Raw genomic sequence first — 16230 nt, 5'->3', positions numbered from 1 at the left:
GTCACGGGACGAGGTCGCCCGGTGCGTCCACGTCGCGGGACTCGCCCGGGAGGGCGGGGACCTCGACCGGGGTCAGCGGCGCCAGGACGGAGCGCATCGACGTGCCGCGCGGGTCCGCCGGGAGGGCTTCGCGGAGCGCCGAGGTGCGCCACGCGCCGATGAGCCACTGCGCGCGGCCCGCGTCGTCCACCAGGACCGCGCCCGCGTCGGCGACGGCGGCCCGCAGGCGGTCCACCGTGGACCTCGTCAGGCCAGGTTGGTCCACGGCCAGCACCACCACCAGGTCGGTCCCGACGTGGACCAGGCCCGCGGCCAGGCCGGCCACCGGACCGCCTCCCGGCGGGTCCTCCCGCGCCCACGTCACGCCCGGCACGTCGTCCTTGCTCGGGCCGACCACGACGACCCGCGCGGCACCCGCCACGGCGGCCAGCACGTGGTCCAGCAGCGTGCGGCCGCCGACCACGAGCGACGCCTTGTCGACGCCGCCCAGCCTGCTGCCCCGACCACCCGCGAGCACGACCGCCGACCACGACACGCCGACCACCGTAGCGGCGGCCTACGCGACCTCGCCCAGCGCGTCGTCGTCGGCGGTGAAGAGCATCCACAGCAGCGCGGCCACCACCAGCGCGCTCGTCACGAACACCGGGAACACCAGGTCGAACGCGTCCGCACCCCGGGGCACGGGGAACGACGGGTCGGTGCTCACGCGCGCCGCCGCCATGCCCGTGTAGTGCATGCCGGTGACCGCCACGCCCATGATCAACCCGGCGGCGACGCGGGCCGGCGCGGTCCTGACGACCAGGGTGAACCAGAAGGCGGCGGTCGCGGCCACCACCGCGATCACGCACGACAGGGCGACCAGCGCCGGGTCGTAGGAGACCTCGCCGCGGAACCGGAGCGCGGACATGCCCAGGTAGTGCATGCCCGCCACGCCCAGCCCGGCCAGCGCGCCCGCGATGAGCAGCCGCATCCGGGTGAACCGCAGGAGCGTCACCACCGACAGGCCCGCGCCGACCACCCCGATCGCCACGACGGCGGACAGCGCGGTCGGCGGCACGGAGTACTTGACCGACGCGTCGGGCACGTCGAAGCCCAGCATCGCGATGAAGTGCATGAGCCAGATGGCGACGCCGCCGATGGCGAACGCGCCGAACACGACCCAGCGCGCCTTGAGCGCACGGTTGGGCTCTCCCTGGGCCCGCGCCATGCAGGCGAGGCCGATCAGCGAGCCGATCACGGAGACGACGTAGGCCGGCACCAGCGTGGAGAGGCCGTCGGAGAAGTGCTGCAGTGAATCGTGGTGCACAGCCCTTACTAACCGACCGTGATCGCCTTCACCAGATCAGCCCAGGTCAATTCATCAACTCGCAATGCAACTCACGAAATAATCTACTGTGAGTAGTTGAGAGTTGGGCTGAACGGCCGTACACCGCGCCACGCGGGTGAGCCGACGGTTCAGGGGCCGGCGATCCGCCCGACCACCCGGTTGCGGCCCGCGTCCTTGGCCTCCAGCACCGCGACGCTCGCCTCCTCCACCGCGTCCGTGACCGACGCGCCGGGCCGGACCTCCACCGCGCCGATCGACACCGTCACCACGCCGCCCGGGTTGCCCCGGTGCTCGATGCCGAGCCGCTCCACCGCCTGCCTGACCCGCTCGCCCAGGGCCAGCGCGCCGTCCAGCCGCGTGCCCGGCAGCAGCACGGTGAACTCCTCGCCCCCGTACCGGTACGCGCGGTCACCCGCCCGGGTGGTGCGGTCGATCGCCTCGCCGACCGCGCGCAGCGTCTCGTGCCCGGCCAGGTACCGGTACAGCGTGTTGTAGCCGTGGAACCGGTCGATGTCGACCAGCAGCAGGCTGTACGGCTCGCCGACGCGGTTGCGCCGGGCGTGGTCGGCGTCGAACGCCGCCGGGTTGGGCAGGCCGGTCCGCTGGTCGACCGTCGCCGCCTCGGCCAGCGCCCGGTTCTCCGCGTGCAGCTGCTCCAGCCGTTCGGCGAGCCGGTCCACCTGGTGCTTGCGCGCCAGCGCCCAGTCCTCCAGGTCCTCGTCGTAGACCGCCACGCCGACCGGCCCGATCGTCTTGGCCCGGTACATCGCGAGGTCCGCCTGCTGGAGCAGCTCCTCCCCGCCGTGGCCGGGCCGCACGAACGTGATGCCCGCCGACGCCGACACCCGCACCACGTCCTCGTCCAGCACCACCGGCCTGCCGATGACCGCCGCGATGTCGCACACCGCGGCGACGGCCTCGCGCTCGTCCAGCTCGTCGAGCAGCACGACGAACTCGTCGCCGCCCAGCCGCGCCGCCGTGCCGCGCCCGGCCACCGCCTCCGCCAGCCGCGACGCGACCAGGCGCAGCACGTGGTCGCCGACGGCGTGCCCGTGGCGGTCGTTGACGTCCTTGAACTGGTCGAGGTCGAGGAACACCAGCACCGGGCCCGGCGCGCCGCGCACCGCCTGCTCCAGCCGCGGCAGGAACCCGGTGCGGTTGGCCAGGCCCGTCAACGCGTCGGTGGTGAGCCTGCTGCCCAGCACGTCGGCCGTCTCCGCCCACCCCGTCACGTCCAGCGCCACCACCACGAGGCCGCGCACGTCCGGGTCGGTGCTCAGGTCGCGGGCGATCAGGTCGACGCGCCGCTGGGCGGAGCCCTCCACCGGCACCGCGCACGACAGCCGCGACGCCCCCGTGCGCCCCGCCGCCTGCAGGAACGTGCCCACGGCCGCCGCGTCGCCGTTCGCCACCAGGTCGGGCAGCAGGCCGGAGGCGCCGCCGAACAGCCGCCGGGCCGCCGGGGTCGCCCACCGCACGCCCAGGTCGCCCGGGTCGACCACCAGCACGGCGGCGTCGGCCCGTTCGAGCACCGCCCGGTGGAACCCGCCGTTCATCGCGACGCGCTGGGCAGCCGCGGGAGCGCGCGGTGCGACGGCACGGCGGGCGGCCCGCCACCACGCCCACCGCCACCACGTCCACCGCCACGTCGGCCGTCACGTCCGCCGCGAGCCGATGCGCCGTCACCGAGGAACAACCGGTCGGCCGTCATGGTCCCCCCTGGACTTGACTTCCCCCTGTGGACATCGACGCTACCGAATCGGCGTCGCGCATTCGGGTGATCGGCACCATTTTCCCGCAATTCTGGGGTGCCCATTCCGCGACGACCCTGAATAGGGTTCATATCCACCCGTGATCCACTGTGGAACGGCGGTTTCCCCACGCGCGAGCCCCGCTTCCACTCGACCGGGTGAATCGGCTCAAGCCGTGCGGCCCACCGGCCGATGGGGCTGTGCTCGATCGAGCGGAATCCCCGACGCGTGCAGGAGGAGTTCGGCATGGCTCTGCGCGACCGCGTCCGCGACGTCGTGGACGGCAGGCGCTTCCAGCGGCTGGTCGTGGCGGTGATCGTGGTCAACGCGATCACCCTCGGCTGCGAGACGTCCACGGCGCTCGTCGCGGCGCACGGCGGCGCGTTCGACGCCGTGGACCGCGCCGCGCTGGCGTTCTTCGTGGTCGAGCTGGCCGCCCGGTCGTACGCGCACCGCCTGCGGTTCTTCCGGGACCCGTGGAACTGCTTCGACTTCGTCGTGGTCGGCGTCGCCCTGCTGCCCGCCGCGGGACCGCTGTCGGTGGTCCGCGCGCTGCGGATCCTGCGCGCCCTGCGGCTGGTCGCGATGGTGCCGAGCATGCGCCGCGTGGTGACGGCGCTGGTCCGGTCGATCCCCGGCCTGATCTCGCTGTCCGGGCTGCTCCTGCTGATGCTGTACGTCGGCAGCGTGGTCGCGATCAACCTGTTCCGCTCCGGCGGCGACCCGCGGTTCGACGGCCTCGGCGCGACCTTCCTGACGCTGTTCCAGCTCACCACCGGCGACGGCTGGTCGGACGTGATGCGCGACGTCATGGTCACCCACCCGCTGGCCTGGATCTTCTTCCTGGTCTACCTGCTGGTCGGCACGTTCACCATGCTGAACCTGTTCATCGCGGTCGTGTGCAGCGCCATGGAGTCCGAGCCGACGGCCCCGGCGGTGGGCGCGTCCGACGACCTCCTGCTCGCCGAGGTGCGCGCGCTGCGGGACGAGGTCCGGGCCCTGCGGCCGGGACCGGCGCAGTCGCTGGACCTGGAGCCCCTGGGGCTGGGGCCGGCGGGCGAGCGGTGAGGCTCAGAGTACCCGGGTGGCGTAGGGCATGATCCCGCCGTACCGGACCGGGGCGACGCGGACGGCCGAGCCGGAGTACGGCGCCTCGATCATCATGCCGCCGCCGAGGTAGAGCGCGACGTGCGTCCCGCCGCCCGGTCCCCAGAACAGCATGTCGCCGCGCTGCGCCTGCGACAGCGGCACCTTGCGGCCCGCGTTGTACTGGTAGCCGCTGTAGTGCGGCAGGTACACGCCCGCGCCGGCGAACGCGTACATCATCAACCCGGAGCAGTCGAAGCCGACGCTGTAGTAGTCGCCGTGGGCGTCGCCGACGCCGCCGTCGCGGATGCCGACGGTCGGGCCGTCGTAGTCGCCGCCGCCCCACGAGTACCGGACGCCGAGCTGCGCCATGGCGCGGGCGACGACGGTCTCGACGCCACCGGCGACGGGTGCCGCGACCGGTTGCGGCGCCTGCGGTGCCTGTGGTGCCTCCGGCGCCTGGGGTGCCTGCGGCCTCGGCACCGCGACCAGCGCCGCCTGGCGGGCGGCTTCCTCCTCCTCGCGGCGCTTGTCGTCCAGCCACCGGTTGTACTGCTCGCGCCTGCCCTCCAGCCCTTCGACGGCGCGCAGCGCCTGGTCCAGCTCCGACTCGACGCGGGTCTTGTCGTCCTGCAGGCTCCGGGCGGCGACCGCCTGGTCCTGCCGGGCCAGCACCGCGCCGGCCTCGGCCGCGTCGGCGTCCCGCTTGGCCCGGTCGGCGTCGGACCGCCTGGCGTCGGCCACGTCGAACGCGGCGCGGGCGGCGGCGTCCTTGTTCGCCTGCTCGGCGCGGGTGCGCTCGACGTCGTCCAGCGCGTCGAGGCTCGACTCGCTCACGGCCTGGAGCAGTTGCGCCCGGGCGAGCAGGTCCTCCGGGCTGGTCGCGCCGAAGTACGCCGAGACGGAGCCGACCACGCTGCCCTGCTCGTAGCTGGCGGCGGCGAACTCGTCCAGCCGCCTGCGGGCGTCCTCCACGGCCCGGCCGGCGGCCTCGGCCTCGGTGCGGGCCGCCTCGGCGGCGCGACGCGCCCGGTCCGCCTCGTCCCGTGCGGCCTCCAGGTCGACCCGCGCCTTGTTGGCCAGCTCCAGCTTGAACGCGACGTCGTCGGTCAGCTCGCGCAGGCGCGCCTCGGCCTCGGTGAGCCTGCCGGTCAACTCGCCGACGCGGGCGGCCTTGGCGTCGGCCTGCTCGCGGCCCGCGCCGATCTCGGCGTCGCTCGGGTTGGGCGGCGGTGGCGGCACCGCGCGGGCGGCGCCGCCCGGTGCCATCGCGGTGGTCAACGCCAGCACGACCGGGATCACCCACCGAACCACGACTGCCGCCTCCCGCGCACTCGGCCGATCCGCGTTACGCCGAACGGCGCACGCGGACCGACTGTGCCACTGCCGCCACACCGCTCCAACGGTCGCCGGCCGAACATCAACCACACGGGTAACGGCGGACGCGCAAACCACCGCTCACTCGGGTGAGTGACGCGATGATCAGTTCACCTCGCGGTCGAGGCCGGCCCAGTACGGCTCGCGGAGCTTGAACTTCTGCACCTTCCCGGTGGCGGTGCGCGGGATGGCGTCGCGGAACTCGACCGACGTCGGCGCCTTGAAGCCCGCCAGCCGCGCCTTGCAGTGGGCGATCAGCTCCGCCTCGGTGACCTCCGCGCCGCCGGCCGGCACCACGAGTGCCTTGATCGTCTCGCCCCACTTGTCGTGCGGCACCCCGATGACCGCCGCCTCGGCCACCGCCGGGTGGCTGAACAGCGCGTCCTCCACCTCGATGGACGACACGTTCTCGCCGCCGGTGATGATCACGTCCTTCTTGCGGTCGGAGATGGTGAGGTGGCCCTCGTCGTCCAGCTCGCCGCCGTCACCGGTGTGGAACCAGCCGCCCTCCAACGCCTCGGCGGTGGCCTCGGGGTTGTCCCAGTAGCCGGCCATGACGACGTTGCCCCGCGCCAGCACCTCGCCGGACTCGGACACGGCGATCCGCACCCCGAGCCCCGGCGCGCCGGCCCGGGACAGCTTGCGCGCGCGGTCCTCGGCGGGCAGCGCGTCGTCGGCCGGGCGGGTGCGGTTGAACGTCAGCAGCGGCGAGGTCTCGGTCAGGCCGTAGAGCTGGAGGAACTCCCAGCCCAGCTCCTCGCCGACGCGGGCGATCGTGCGGCTGGGCGGCGGCGCGCCGGCGCAGATCACCCGCACCCGGTCGCGGCCGGGGATCTCGCCGTCCCACTCCCGGGCGGCGTCGAGCACGGCGTTCCACACGGCGGGCGCGCCGCAGACCAGCGTGACGCCGTGGTCGCGCACGCGGGTGAGGATCTCCGTTCCGTCGACCTTGCGCAGCACGACCTGCGGCACGCCGAGGCCGGCCAGCCCGTAGGGCATGCCCCAGCCGTTGCAGTGGAACATCGGCAGCACGTGCAGGTAGACGTCGCGCTCCCACACGCGGGCGTGCATGGCGAACGTGACGGCGTTGAGCCAGATGTTGCGGTGGGTCATCCGGACGCCCTTGGGCCGGGCCGTCGTGCCGGAGGTGTAGTTGATCGTGGCGGTGGCGTCCTCGTCCGGCTCGCGCCACGGGCGGGGCTCGGCGTCGAAGCGCATCAACTCGGCCTCGGTCTGCTCGCCGAGCACGAACCGGTGCCGCGCGGTGACGCCGTCCAGCTCCAGCTCGGGGTCCACGAGGAGCACGGACGCGCCGCTGTGCTCGACGATGTAGGACACCTCGTCGGGTCGCAGGCGGAAGTTGACCGGCACGGCGATGCGGCCCGTCCCGGGCACGGCGTGCAGCAGTTCGAGCAGGCGGGCCGAGTTGTGGCTGACGACGGCGACGCGCTCGCCCTCGGCCAGGCCGAGGGCGTCGAACCCGGCCTGCCAGGCGCGGACGCGGGTGGCGAAGGCGCCGTAGGTGGTGGTCGGCACGGGAGCCGCGGGCTGGTGCGGCTCGTCGACGACGGCCGTGGTGTCGGCGAAGACCCGCTCCGCCCGGTAGAGGAAATCGGCGACAGTCAGGGGTACGCGCATACGAGGTGACCTTATTGAGCCGCCTGCTCCCCGACCAGGCCCGCGGCCGGCGCGGACCGGCGGCTGCCGACCTCCCGCGCGGATCACCCCCGGCGCACCCCGCCCACGGGTGGCCGGTCACCAGGTGCTCGGGTCACCCCACGTGCGGACCGGCCCGGTCGCCACGACGGGCACCGCGGCCAGCTCGGGCAACGCCTCCTCCGCCGGCGCCCGCACCACGGCCGCCGCCACCGAGTCGTACGGCGTCGGGTCGAGGGTGCAGATCACGACCGCCGCGCCGGCCCTCGCCGCCAACGGCACCAGCCCGGCGGCCGGCTCCACGGTCAGCGACGACCCGACCACCAGCATCACGTCGCAGTCCAGCGCCGCCGTGCGCGCCGCCCGCAGCACGTCGTCGGGCACCGGCTCGCCGAACGCGACCGCCGCCGGCCGCAGCACCCCGCCGCACACCGCGCAGTCCGGCGGCACGTCGCCGGCGCGCACCCGGGCCAGGACGTCACGCATCGCGCTGACGTCGCCACAGGACGCGCACACCGCCCGCGCCATCGACCCGTGCAGCTCCAGCACCGACGACCCGGCCCGCTGGTGCAGCCCGTCCACGTTCTGCGTCAGCACCGAGCGCACCCGCCCGACGCGCTGCAACCCGGCCAGCGCGCGGTGCGCGGCGTTCGGCTCGGCGGTCCACAAGGGATCGTCCAGCCAGGACAGCCACACCTCCCGCCGCACGCGCGCCGACGCTAGGAACGGCTCCGCGTCGAACCGGAACCGCGCCACCCCCGACGCGGCGGACACGCCGGCGCCGGTGAGCGCGGTGATCCGCCGTGCGACGGCCATCACGTCCCGTGCACTCATGCCCCCACCGTCCCACACGCCTGCGAGCATTGTCGGCATGCGCGGTACACCTGCAGCGGGGCCGACACCCGCACGACGGGCGGGCGCGGTGCTCGCGGCTATCGGCTTGATCACAGCGGTGGTGGGGTTCTTCCTGCCGTGGCTGCGGTCCGGGGCGGTCACGCGGACCAGTTACGAGGTGCTCGCTCTGCGTGGTTTCGCCGGGTTGGGGGGCACGCCGGGCGAGGTGGTGCGCGCCGCGTGGGTGGGGCTCACCCCCGTGGCGGTGTGCTGCGTGGTGCTGTGGTTGGCCGGGTTTCACCGATTCGGGGCATGCCTCGCACTGGTGTTTGGCACGATTGCGGGAACGGTGGCGGCACTCGCCGCCGTCCAAGGGGGCGACGAGGGGGCACTGGTCGGGATCAGCCTGACCGGACCGGTGACGACCCTCGGTGGTGCTGTGCTGGGGATCGCCGGGGCGATCACCGTGCTCACCGCGAAATCCCGCACAGCGATCGGCACCTCAGGAGGAGCACCGTGACGTACCCAGGTGGCGGCGGAGGCGAATGGCCACCGCAGAACGACCCGTACGGCCAGCCGCAGGGGGGACACCCGCAGCAGGGCCACCAGGGTGGTTACCCGCAGACCGGCCCCCAGCCGCAGCAGGGCTACCCGCAGACCGGACCGCAGGGCTTCGGGCAGCCCGGTCACCAGCAGCCGGGCTACCAGCAGCCCGGTCACCCGCAGGCCGGCTACCAGCAGCCCGGGTACCAGCAGCCCGGCTACCAGCAGGAGTTCGGCGGCCAGCCGCCCTACGGCCAGCCGCCGTACGGCTACGCGGGCGGTGAGCCGCCGAAGAAGAAGCGCACCGGCCTGGTCGTCACCGCGATCGTCGCCGTCCTCGCGCTGGCCGCGGGCACCGTCGCCACGGTCTGGGCGCTGCGCAGCTCCGACGACGTGGCCGCCGGTTCCGAGAACCCGTCCACCGCGGCGAACAACCTGCTCAGCGCGCTGGGCAGCGGTGACGTCCTGGGCATCATGAACGGCCTGGCGCCCGCCGAGGCCAAGCTGAGCAAGGACTACACCGAGGCCACGATCGACGAGGCCAAGCGGCTGGAGATCCTGAAGAAGGACGCCGACCCGAACAAGGTCAGCGGCGTGCAGATCAAGAGCGAGGGCATCAAGTTCGACGACGCCGCCGCGGAGAAGGTCAACGACCACCTGACGATCAACAAGGTGGTCGAGGGCAGGATCACGGTCACCTCGGACGTCAAGCAGATCCCGCTGACCGACAAGCTGGTCGACGCGCTCGGCTCGGACCTGCAGAAGGCGGGCACGGAGACCGAGACGCTGGACTTCGCCAAGGAGAAGGCGGACCGGGGCGGCAAGCCGATCGGCATCGCGACGATCAAGGTCGGCGACGAGTGGTACCCGAGCCTCTTCTACACCATCGCCAACGCCGCGCTGGAGGAAGAGGACCTGAAGTGGCCCGCGCAGGGCATCGCGCCGGCCGGCGCGGGTTCGGCGAACGACGCCGCCAAGCAGCTCGTGGAGAAGGCGCTCGACGGTGACGTCAAGGGCGTGATCGCGCTGCTGCCGCCGGACGAGATGGGCGTGCTGCAGGACGTCGGCCCGGTCATCCTCGACCAGGTCGGCAGGACGCCGGCCACCGGCGCGAAGCTGGTCGAGCTGGAGACCGACTCGAAGGACGTCAAGGGCGGCTCGCTGCTGACCATCCGCAAGCTGGTCGTCGAGGCCGAGGGCGAGACGGTCGAGATCAGCCGCGACGGCGACTGCTACAACGCCACGGCCCAGGGCCAGTCCCAGCGGCTGTGCGCGGACGAGATCACGCAGCTGGTCGAGCAGCAGGGCGGCCGGGACATCCCGCGCGCCGCGGTCGACGTGATCGCCCGGGTGGGCGCGCAGGTGCTCAAGGACGGCATCGGCGTGGTCGCCACCGAGGTGGACGGCAAGTGGTACGTCAGCCCGTTCCGCACCTACAGCGAGCTGTTCCTGACGCTGATGCGCGGCCTGGAGCCGAAGGACGTCGACGAGCTGATCAAGGCGATCAAGTAGTCGTCGGTCTCGCTTCGCCCGCAGGGGTCCCCGCCGAGGGGACCCCTGCTGTCGTTCCACCGCGGTGCGGACAACCGGCCTCCGCTCGGCGACAACCCCCGGTTGACCCCGCTTAGGCTCTGCCGGTGGACACCGAGGCGTTGCGGTCGTTCGTCCGGGCGGCCGAGCTGGGGCGGCTGCGCCACGTCGCCGCCGAGCTGGGCGTGACGCAGCAGGCGGTCTCCAAGCGGGTCGCCGCGCTGGAGCGCGAGCTGGGCGTCCGCCTGTTCACCCGCACCGCCCGGGGCGTCGAGCTGACGCCGGACGGCCGGGCGTTCCTCCCGCACGCCCGGGGCATCGTCACGGGGGCCGACCGCGCCGTCACGGCGGTGCGGCCCGGCGCGCGGGCGCTGCGGGTCGACGTCCTCGGCCTGCGCAGCGCGCAGGCGGTCGTCCTGCACGACTTCTGGCGCTCGCGCCCCGGCACGAAGCTCGACGTGGTGACCCTGAGGGTGGACGACCCGCGGCTGGCCGCCGCCGCGGTCGAGTCGGGGGACGTGGACGCCTCGTTCCGCTCGGTCACCGACCCGGCCGGGCTGCCGCGCGCCGTGCGGATGGTCCACGCGTTCGACTCGCCGCTGGAGCTCCTCGTCGGCCCGCGCCACCCGCTCGCGTCCGCGCGGCGGCTGACGCCGGCACGGCTGCGCGGGCACCGGATCTGGGTGCCGGGCATCGCGCCGCGCAGCGAGTGGGCGGAGTGCTACGACCAGCTCGCCGCCGACTTCGACCTCCGCGTCGACGCCGCGGGGCCCAACTTCGGCGACGAGGTCCTCCAGGACGTGCTCGCGGACTCCGCGGACGTGGCGACCCTCGTCGGCGCGCGCGACCGGTACACCTGGCCCGCGCGGCACGACCTGCGCCGCATCCCGATCGCCGACCCGGTGCTCGCCTACCCGGTCTCGCTGCTGCTGCCCGCCGCGAACCCGCACCCCGGGCTGCGGGCCGTCCGGGCCCACCTCCGCGGCCTGCCGACGATCACCGAACCCGTCTGGCGCCCCGCCTGGGCGCCGGCGCCACGATGAGGAGCGACCGAGCATGCCCGACGACCGCCTCGTGCGGATCCACAGCGCCGAGTTCCGGGCCATGTCGCAGCGGGTGCTGCGGGCCACCGAGCTGACCTCCCGCCTCAACGTCCTGCCGTTCGACGACGAGGCGGGCAAGGCCGAGCTGTTCGAGCTGATCCTGGGGCGGCCGCTGCCGGGCGGGGTGACGATCCAACCGCCCTTCTACACCGACCACGGCCTGCGCCTGGACCTGGCGGAACGGGTGTTCGTCAACCAGAACTGCACGTTCCTGGACTACGCGGGCATCCGGCTCGGCGAGCGGGTGATGGTCGGGCCGAGGGCCACGTTCATCACCGTCGGCCACCCGGTCGACCCCGGGCGGCGGCGGGAGTGGCTGAGCGGCGGCCCGATCGACGTGGCGGAGAACGTCTGGATCGGGGCGGGTGCCACCATCCTGCCCGGCGTCACCATCGGCCGTGACGCCGTGATCGCGGCGGGGGCGGTCGTGGTCGACGACGTGCCGCCGTCGACCCTGGTCACGGGCGTCAAGGCCGCGGTCCGCAGGCGGTGGTGACGCCCGGTCGCGGAGCTAGCCGCGGCGGGGGCCCAGCGCGGTGCCGAGCCACGTCGCGGCGGCCACCAGCAGCACCGCCGCCACCCCGGAGACCGCCAGCGCCGACGGCACGCCCTCGTCGTGCGACAGCGCCCACAGCACGTTGCCCACCGGCGGGGTGCGGCCGAACAGGAACACCAGCACCACCAGCCCCGTCGCGGCGAGCACGGACCAGCCCACCCCGGTGATCACCGGGCGGGCGCACAGCACGCCGATGCCGACCCCGACCAGCGCGCACACCGCCAACCCCGCGAAGCCCTGCACGACCACCGCGGGCGGGTACGGGCGCGGCTGCGTCACCACCGGGACGAGCGCGGCGAGCAGGGCCACCGACAGCGCCGCGAGCACCGACAACGCGGTCACCGCCGCCTGCGCGCGGGCCCAGCCACCCGCCGCCACGACGGTCACCGCCCGGCGCACCGGGTCCTCGGCCGTCGCGACGACCACGGTCAGCCACGCCGACACCGGGCACACCAGCACGCACGTCCCGGCGTAGGCGGGCAGCGGCGGCCCGGCGTCGGAGGCGTAGAGCATCCCCAGCACGGCCACGTGCAGCAACACCGGCGGCAGCCAGCGCTGGGCGCGCAGCACGTCCACCAGCAGGTACCGCACCAGCGCCGTCACGACCGCACGCTCCGCACCGAGCAGCCCAGCCGCAGCGCCTCGGCCAGCACGCCGTCGCTGAACCCGGCCCTCACCTCGACCCGCGCGCCGCCGCCGACCTCGTGCGCCGCGAACACCCCGTCCAACGCGCTGATCAGCGGAAACGCCTCCCCCACCCGGTCCAGTTCGATCACCACGCCGCCGGGCCGGGCCGCGCCGAGCGCCACCTCGCGCGCGCCGGGCAGGTCGTGGCCGTGGTGGTCGGTCAGCACGACGGCCGCCTGCGCCGACGTCACCAACTCGCCGAGCACCGCGCTCGCGGCGGCGTCCAGGCCCGACCACGGCTCGTCGAGCACCAGCAGGTCGGTGGCGTGCAGCGCCTGGGCGAGCGCGACCTTCTGCGCGTTGCCCTTCGACAGGGTGGCCATGGGCGCGTCCGGGTCGCCGACGAACCCGAGCGCCTCGACCAGGTCCCAGCGCGGCGGCACGCCGCGCACGGCGGCGAGGCGGCGCAGGTACTCGCGGGCGGACAGCCTCACCCCGGTGGGGAACCGCTCCGGGGCGTACCCGACCGACGCGCCGCGGCTCACCCGCCCGGTCGTCGGCGCGGTCACGCCCGCCGCGATGCGCAGCAGGGTGGACTTGCCCGCGCCGTTGCCGCCGCGCAGCACGACCACCTCGCCGGGCCCGGCGGCCAGCGTGACGTCGCGCAGCACCCACGGGCCGCGGCCGTAGCGCTTGCCGATTCGATCAAGACGCACCACGGGTGTGATGATGCCCCGATCAAGGTAGGGCCGGGTTGAAGCGGAATACAGGACACGCGTACTGTTTGGGGTGAGAGGGCGCCGCACCCACGGGTGCGGAAGACTCAGCAGTAGTTCCCCAACCGACTTTGCGCGTCACCAGATGGAGTTTCACGTGACTGCACCAGCGAGCAAGGACAGCTTCGGCGCCCGCGGCACGCTCACCGTCGGCGACGCCTCGTACGAGGTGTTCCGGCTGAGCGCGGTCGAGGGCGCCGAGCGCCTGCCATACAGCTTGAAGATCCTGCTGGAGAACCTCCTGCGGACCGAGGACGGCGCGAACATCACCGCCGACCACGTCCGCGCGCTGGGCAGCTGGGATCCGTCGGCCGAGCCGGACACCGAGATCCAGTTCACGCCCGCCCGCGTGGTGATGCAGGACTTCACCGGCGTGCCGTGCGTGGTCGACCTGGCCACCATGCGCGAGGCGGTCACCCAGCTGGGCGGCGACCCGTCGAAGGTGAACCCGCTGGCGCCCGCCGAGCTGGTCATCGACCACTCCGTGATCGCCGACATCTTCGGCCGGCCGGACGCGTTCGAGCTGAACGTGGACCTGGAGTACGAGCGCAACAAGGAGCGCTACCAGTTCCTGCGCTGGGGCCAGACGGCGTTCGACGAGTTCAAGGTCGTCCCGCCGGGCACCGGCATCGTGCACCAGGTGAACATCGAGCACCTGGCGCGCGTGGTGATGGTCCGCGGCGGGCAGGCGTACCCGGACACGCTGGTCGGCACCGACAGCCACACCACCATGGTCAACGGCATCGGCGTGCTCGGCTGGGGCGTCGGCGGCATCGAGGCCGAGGCCGCCATGCTCGGCCAGCCGGTGTCCATGCTCATCCCGCGCGTGGTCGGCTTCAAGCTGCACGGCGAGCTGCCCGCCGGCGCGACCGCGACCGACCTGGTGCTCACGATCACCGAGATGCTGCGCAAGCACGGCGTGGTCGGCAAGTTCGTCGAGTTCTACGGCTCGGGCGTCGGCGCGGTGCCGCTGGCCAACCGCGCGACGATCGGCAACATGAGCCCGGAGTTCGGCTCGACCTGCGCGATCTTCCCGATCGACGGCGAGACCATCGACTACCTGAAGCTGACCGGCCGCTCGGCCGAGCAGCTCGCGCTGGTCGAGGCCTACGCCAAGGAGCAGGGCCTGTGGCACGACCCGGCCGTCGAGCCGGTGTACTCCGAGACGCTGGAGCTGGACCTGTCGACGGTCGTGCCGTCGATCGCCGGCCCGAAGCGCCCGCAGGACCGCATCGAGCTGACCAGCGCCAAGCAGGCGTTCCGCCAGGCGCTGGGCTCCTACGTGGCCGACACCGAGCCGACGTCGACGTCGAGCGTGGACGAGGCCGTCGAGGAGACCTTCCCGGCCAGCGACCCGATCTCGCCCGCCGACGGCGACAACGGCGGCGAGCCGCGCGTGGTCCACACCGCCGCCGAGGGCGCGGACGGCCGCCCGTCCAACCCGGTGAAGGTGACCGTGGACGGCGCGGAGTTCGAGCTCGACCACGGCGCGGTGGCGATCGCCGCCATCACGTCCTGCACGAACACGTCCAACCCGTCGGTCATGATCGGCGCCGCGCTGCTGGCGAAGAAGGCCGTGGAGAAGGGCCTGGAGCGCAAGCCGTGGGTCAAGACGACCCTCGCGCCGGGCTCCAAGGTCGTCATGGACTACTACGAGCGCGCCGGGCTGCTGCCGTACCTGGAGAAGCTGGGCTTCCACCTGGTCGGCTACGGCTGCACCACGTGCATCGGCAACTCCGGCCCGCTGCAGGAGGAGATCTCGGCGGGCATCAACCAGGGCGACCTGGCCGCCGTGTCGGTGCTGTCGGGCAACCGGAACTTCGAGGGCCGGATCAACCCCGACATCAAGATGAACTACCTCGCGTCCCCGCCGCTGGTCGTGGCGTACGCGCTGGCCGGCTCGATGGACAAGGACATCACCACCGAGCCGCTGGGCACCGACGCCGAGGGCAACCCGGTGCACCTGGCCGACATCTGGCCGTCGCCGCAGGAGATCTCGGAGGTCGTGGCCGCGGCGATCTCGCCGGAGGGCTTCACCAAGGGCTACGCCGACGTGTTCGCGGGCGACGAGCGCTGGCAGTCGCTGCCCACGCCGACCGGCAAGACGTTCGAGTGGGCCGAGGACTCCACCTACGTGCGCAAGCCCCCGTACTTCGAGGGCATGGAGATGGAGCCGGCCCCGGTGACGGAGATCAGCGGTGCCCGCGTGCTGGCGCTGCTGGGCGACTCGGTCACCACCGACCACATCTCCCCGGCCGGCGCGATCAAGGCCGACTCGCCCGCGGGCAAGTACCTGACCGAGCACGGCGTCGAGCGCAAGGACTTCAACTCCTACGGTTCCCGGCGGGGCAACCACGAGGTGATGATCCGCGGCACGTTCGCCAACATCCGGCTGCGCAACCAGCTGCTCGCCGACGAGAACAACGGGCAGGGCGTGCAGGGCGGGTTCACCCGCAACTTCCTGGAGGAGGGCGCGCCGCAGACCACGATCTACGACGCGTCGGTGGCCTACGCCGAGGCCGGCGTCCCGCTGGTCGTGCTGGCGGGCAAGGAGTACGGCTCGGGCTCGTCGCGCGACTGGGCGGCGAAGGGCACCTCGCTGCTCGGCGTGCGCGCCGTGATCGCCGAGTCGTTCGAGCGCATCCACCGGTCGAACCTGATCGGCATGGGCGTGCTGCCGCTGCAGTTCCCCGACGGCGGGTCGGCGGAGTCGCTGGGCCTGGACGGCACCGAGACGTTCGACTTCACCGGCATCACCGCGCTGAACGACGGCGAGACGCCGCGCACGGTGCACGTGGTGGCGACGAAGGGCGACGGCTCGAAGGTCGAGTTCGACGCGGTGGTCCGCATCGACACGCCCGGTGAGGCCGACTACTACCGCAACGGCGGCATCATGCAGTACGTGCTGCGCAAGATGGTGCGCGGCTAGTCGTCGCGCGCGGAGGGCCGTCCACCCGGAGGTGGGCGGCCCTCCGCCGTTCCCGCCGGTCCGAACGCGGGCGCGACCGGCAACCGGTCGGCACCGGTGAGCCGCCTGGTCCCGCCGCCGAAGCAGCGGTCCGGG

14 protein-coding genes are annotated in these 16230 nt (G+C 73.5%); 6 read left to right on the top strand and 8 right to left on the bottom strand.

Features of this window, described 5'->3' with window-relative positions; genetic code table 11:
• Position 1 precedes the first annotated feature (1 nt).
• From ACIGNX_RS13980 to ACIGNX_RS13970, 3 genes are all read right to left on the bottom strand, one after another.
• The gene (locus ACIGNX_RS13980; RefSeq protein ID WP_396539800.1) at positions 2 to 535 is read right to left on the bottom strand and encodes a molybdenum cofactor guanylyltransferase; all 534 of its coding nucleotides are present in this window, start codon (positions 533 to 535) and stop codon (positions 2 to 4) included.
• Between the two features lie 21 nt (positions 536 to 556).
• Entirely contained in the window at positions 557 to 1306 is a 750-nt protein-coding gene (locus ACIGNX_RS13975; RefSeq protein WP_396539798.1) for an MHYT domain-containing protein, read from the bottom strand.
• Between the two features lie 149 nt (positions 1307 to 1455).
• Complete coding sequence (locus tag ACIGNX_RS13970; RefSeq protein WP_396539796.1) at positions 1456 to 2883, bottom strand: diguanylate cyclase domain-containing protein; 1428 nt, start codon at positions 2881 to 2883, stop codon at positions 1456 to 1458.
• Between the two features lie 441 nt (positions 2884 to 3324).
• On the opposite strand from ACIGNX_RS13970, the gene ACIGNX_RS13965 reads away from it, so the two are divergent.
• Positions 3325 to 4146 (top strand): ion transporter, encoded by an 822-nt coding sequence (locus ACIGNX_RS13965; protein WP_396539794.1) that lies wholly within the window; start codon positions 3325 to 3327, stop codon positions 4144 to 4146.
• Positions 4147 to 4149: 3 nt separating this feature from the next.
• Here the strand turns inward: ACIGNX_RS13965 and ACIGNX_RS13960 are convergent, their stop codons facing one another.
• From ACIGNX_RS13960 to ACIGNX_RS13950, 3 genes are all read right to left on the bottom strand, one after another.
• Positions 4150 to 5478 (bottom strand): NlpC/P60 family protein, encoded by a 1329-nt coding sequence (locus ACIGNX_RS13960; protein WP_396539792.1) that lies wholly within the window; start codon positions 5476 to 5478, stop codon positions 4150 to 4152.
• A 168-nt stretch (positions 5479 to 5646) separates the two neighbouring features.
• Positions 5647 to 7179 carry an AMP-binding protein gene (locus ACIGNX_RS13955; protein ID WP_396539790.1) on the bottom strand — a complete coding sequence of 511 codons (1533 nt, stop codon included), beginning with the start codon at positions 7177 to 7179 and terminating at the stop codon, positions 5647 to 5649.
• A gap of 117 nt (positions 7180 to 7296) precedes the next feature.
• Positions 7297 to 8031 carry an SIR2 family NAD-dependent protein deacylase gene (locus tag ACIGNX_RS13950; RefSeq protein WP_396539788.1) on the bottom strand — a complete coding sequence of 245 codons (735 nt, stop codon included), beginning with the start codon at positions 8029 to 8031 and terminating at the stop codon, positions 7297 to 7299.
• 121 nt (positions 8032 to 8152) lie between these two features.
• Here ACIGNX_RS13950 and ACIGNX_RS13945 point away from each other — a divergent pair, with 121 nt between their 5' ends.
• The 4 genes from ACIGNX_RS13945 (at position 8153) to ACIGNX_RS13930 (ending at position 11703) form a co-directional block, all read left to right on the top strand.
• Positions 8153 to 8551, top strand: coding sequence for a hypothetical protein (locus tag ACIGNX_RS13945; protein WP_396539787.1), 399 nt, complete (start codon positions 8153 to 8155; stop codon positions 8549 to 8551).
• Positions 8548 to 10086, top strand: a complete 1539-nt coding sequence (locus tag ACIGNX_RS13940; RefSeq protein ID WP_396539785.1) for a flagellar basal body protein FliL — start codon at positions 8548 to 8550, stop codon at positions 10084 to 10086. The genes ACIGNX_RS13945 and ACIGNX_RS13940 overlap by 4 nt, the downstream gene beginning before the upstream one ends.
• A 125-nt stretch (positions 10087 to 10211) precedes the next feature.
• Positions 10212 to 11147 (top strand): LysR family transcriptional regulator, encoded by a 936-nt coding sequence (locus ACIGNX_RS13935; protein WP_396539783.1) that lies wholly within the window; start codon positions 10212 to 10214, stop codon positions 11145 to 11147.
• 13 nt (positions 11148 to 11160) lie between these two features.
• Complete coding sequence (locus ACIGNX_RS13930; protein WP_396539781.1) at positions 11161 to 11703, top strand: DapH/DapD/GlmU-related protein; 543 nt, start codon at positions 11161 to 11163, stop codon at positions 11701 to 11703.
• 15 nt (positions 11704 to 11718) lie between these two features.
• Here ACIGNX_RS13930 and ACIGNX_RS13925 read toward each other — a convergent pair whose 3' ends face one another.
• Both ACIGNX_RS13925 and ACIGNX_RS13920 read right to left on the bottom strand, forming a co-directional pair.
• Positions 11719 to 12366, bottom strand: a complete 648-nt coding sequence (locus ACIGNX_RS13925; protein ID WP_396539779.1) for a hypothetical protein — start codon at positions 12364 to 12366, stop codon at positions 11719 to 11721.
• The gene (locus ACIGNX_RS13920; RefSeq protein ID WP_396539777.1) at positions 12363 to 13106 is read right to left on the bottom strand and encodes an ATP-binding cassette domain-containing protein; all 744 of its coding nucleotides are present in this window, start codon (positions 13104 to 13106) and stop codon (positions 12363 to 12365) included. Before ACIGNX_RS13920 ends, ACIGNX_RS13925 begins: the two co-directional genes overlap by 4 nt.
• Positions 13107 to 13263: 157 nt before the next feature.
• Between ACIGNX_RS13920 and ACIGNX_RS13915 the strand changes: the two genes are divergently transcribed.
• Complete coding sequence (locus ACIGNX_RS13915) at positions 13264 to 16095, top strand: aconitate hydratase (protein WP_396539775.1); 2832 nt, start codon at positions 13264 to 13266, stop codon at positions 16093 to 16095.
• The last annotated feature ends 135 nt before the right edge of the window (positions 16096 to 16230 follow it).

Origin of the sequence: Actinosynnema sp. NPDC053489 (assembly GCF_044544865.1) — a bacterium.
GTDB lineage: Bacteria > Actinomycetota > Actinomycetes > Mycobacteriales > Pseudonocardiaceae > Actinosynnema.
The sequence above is the reverse complement of the archived record's forward strand: the minus strand, read 5'-3'. Positions and strand labels throughout refer to the sequence as shown.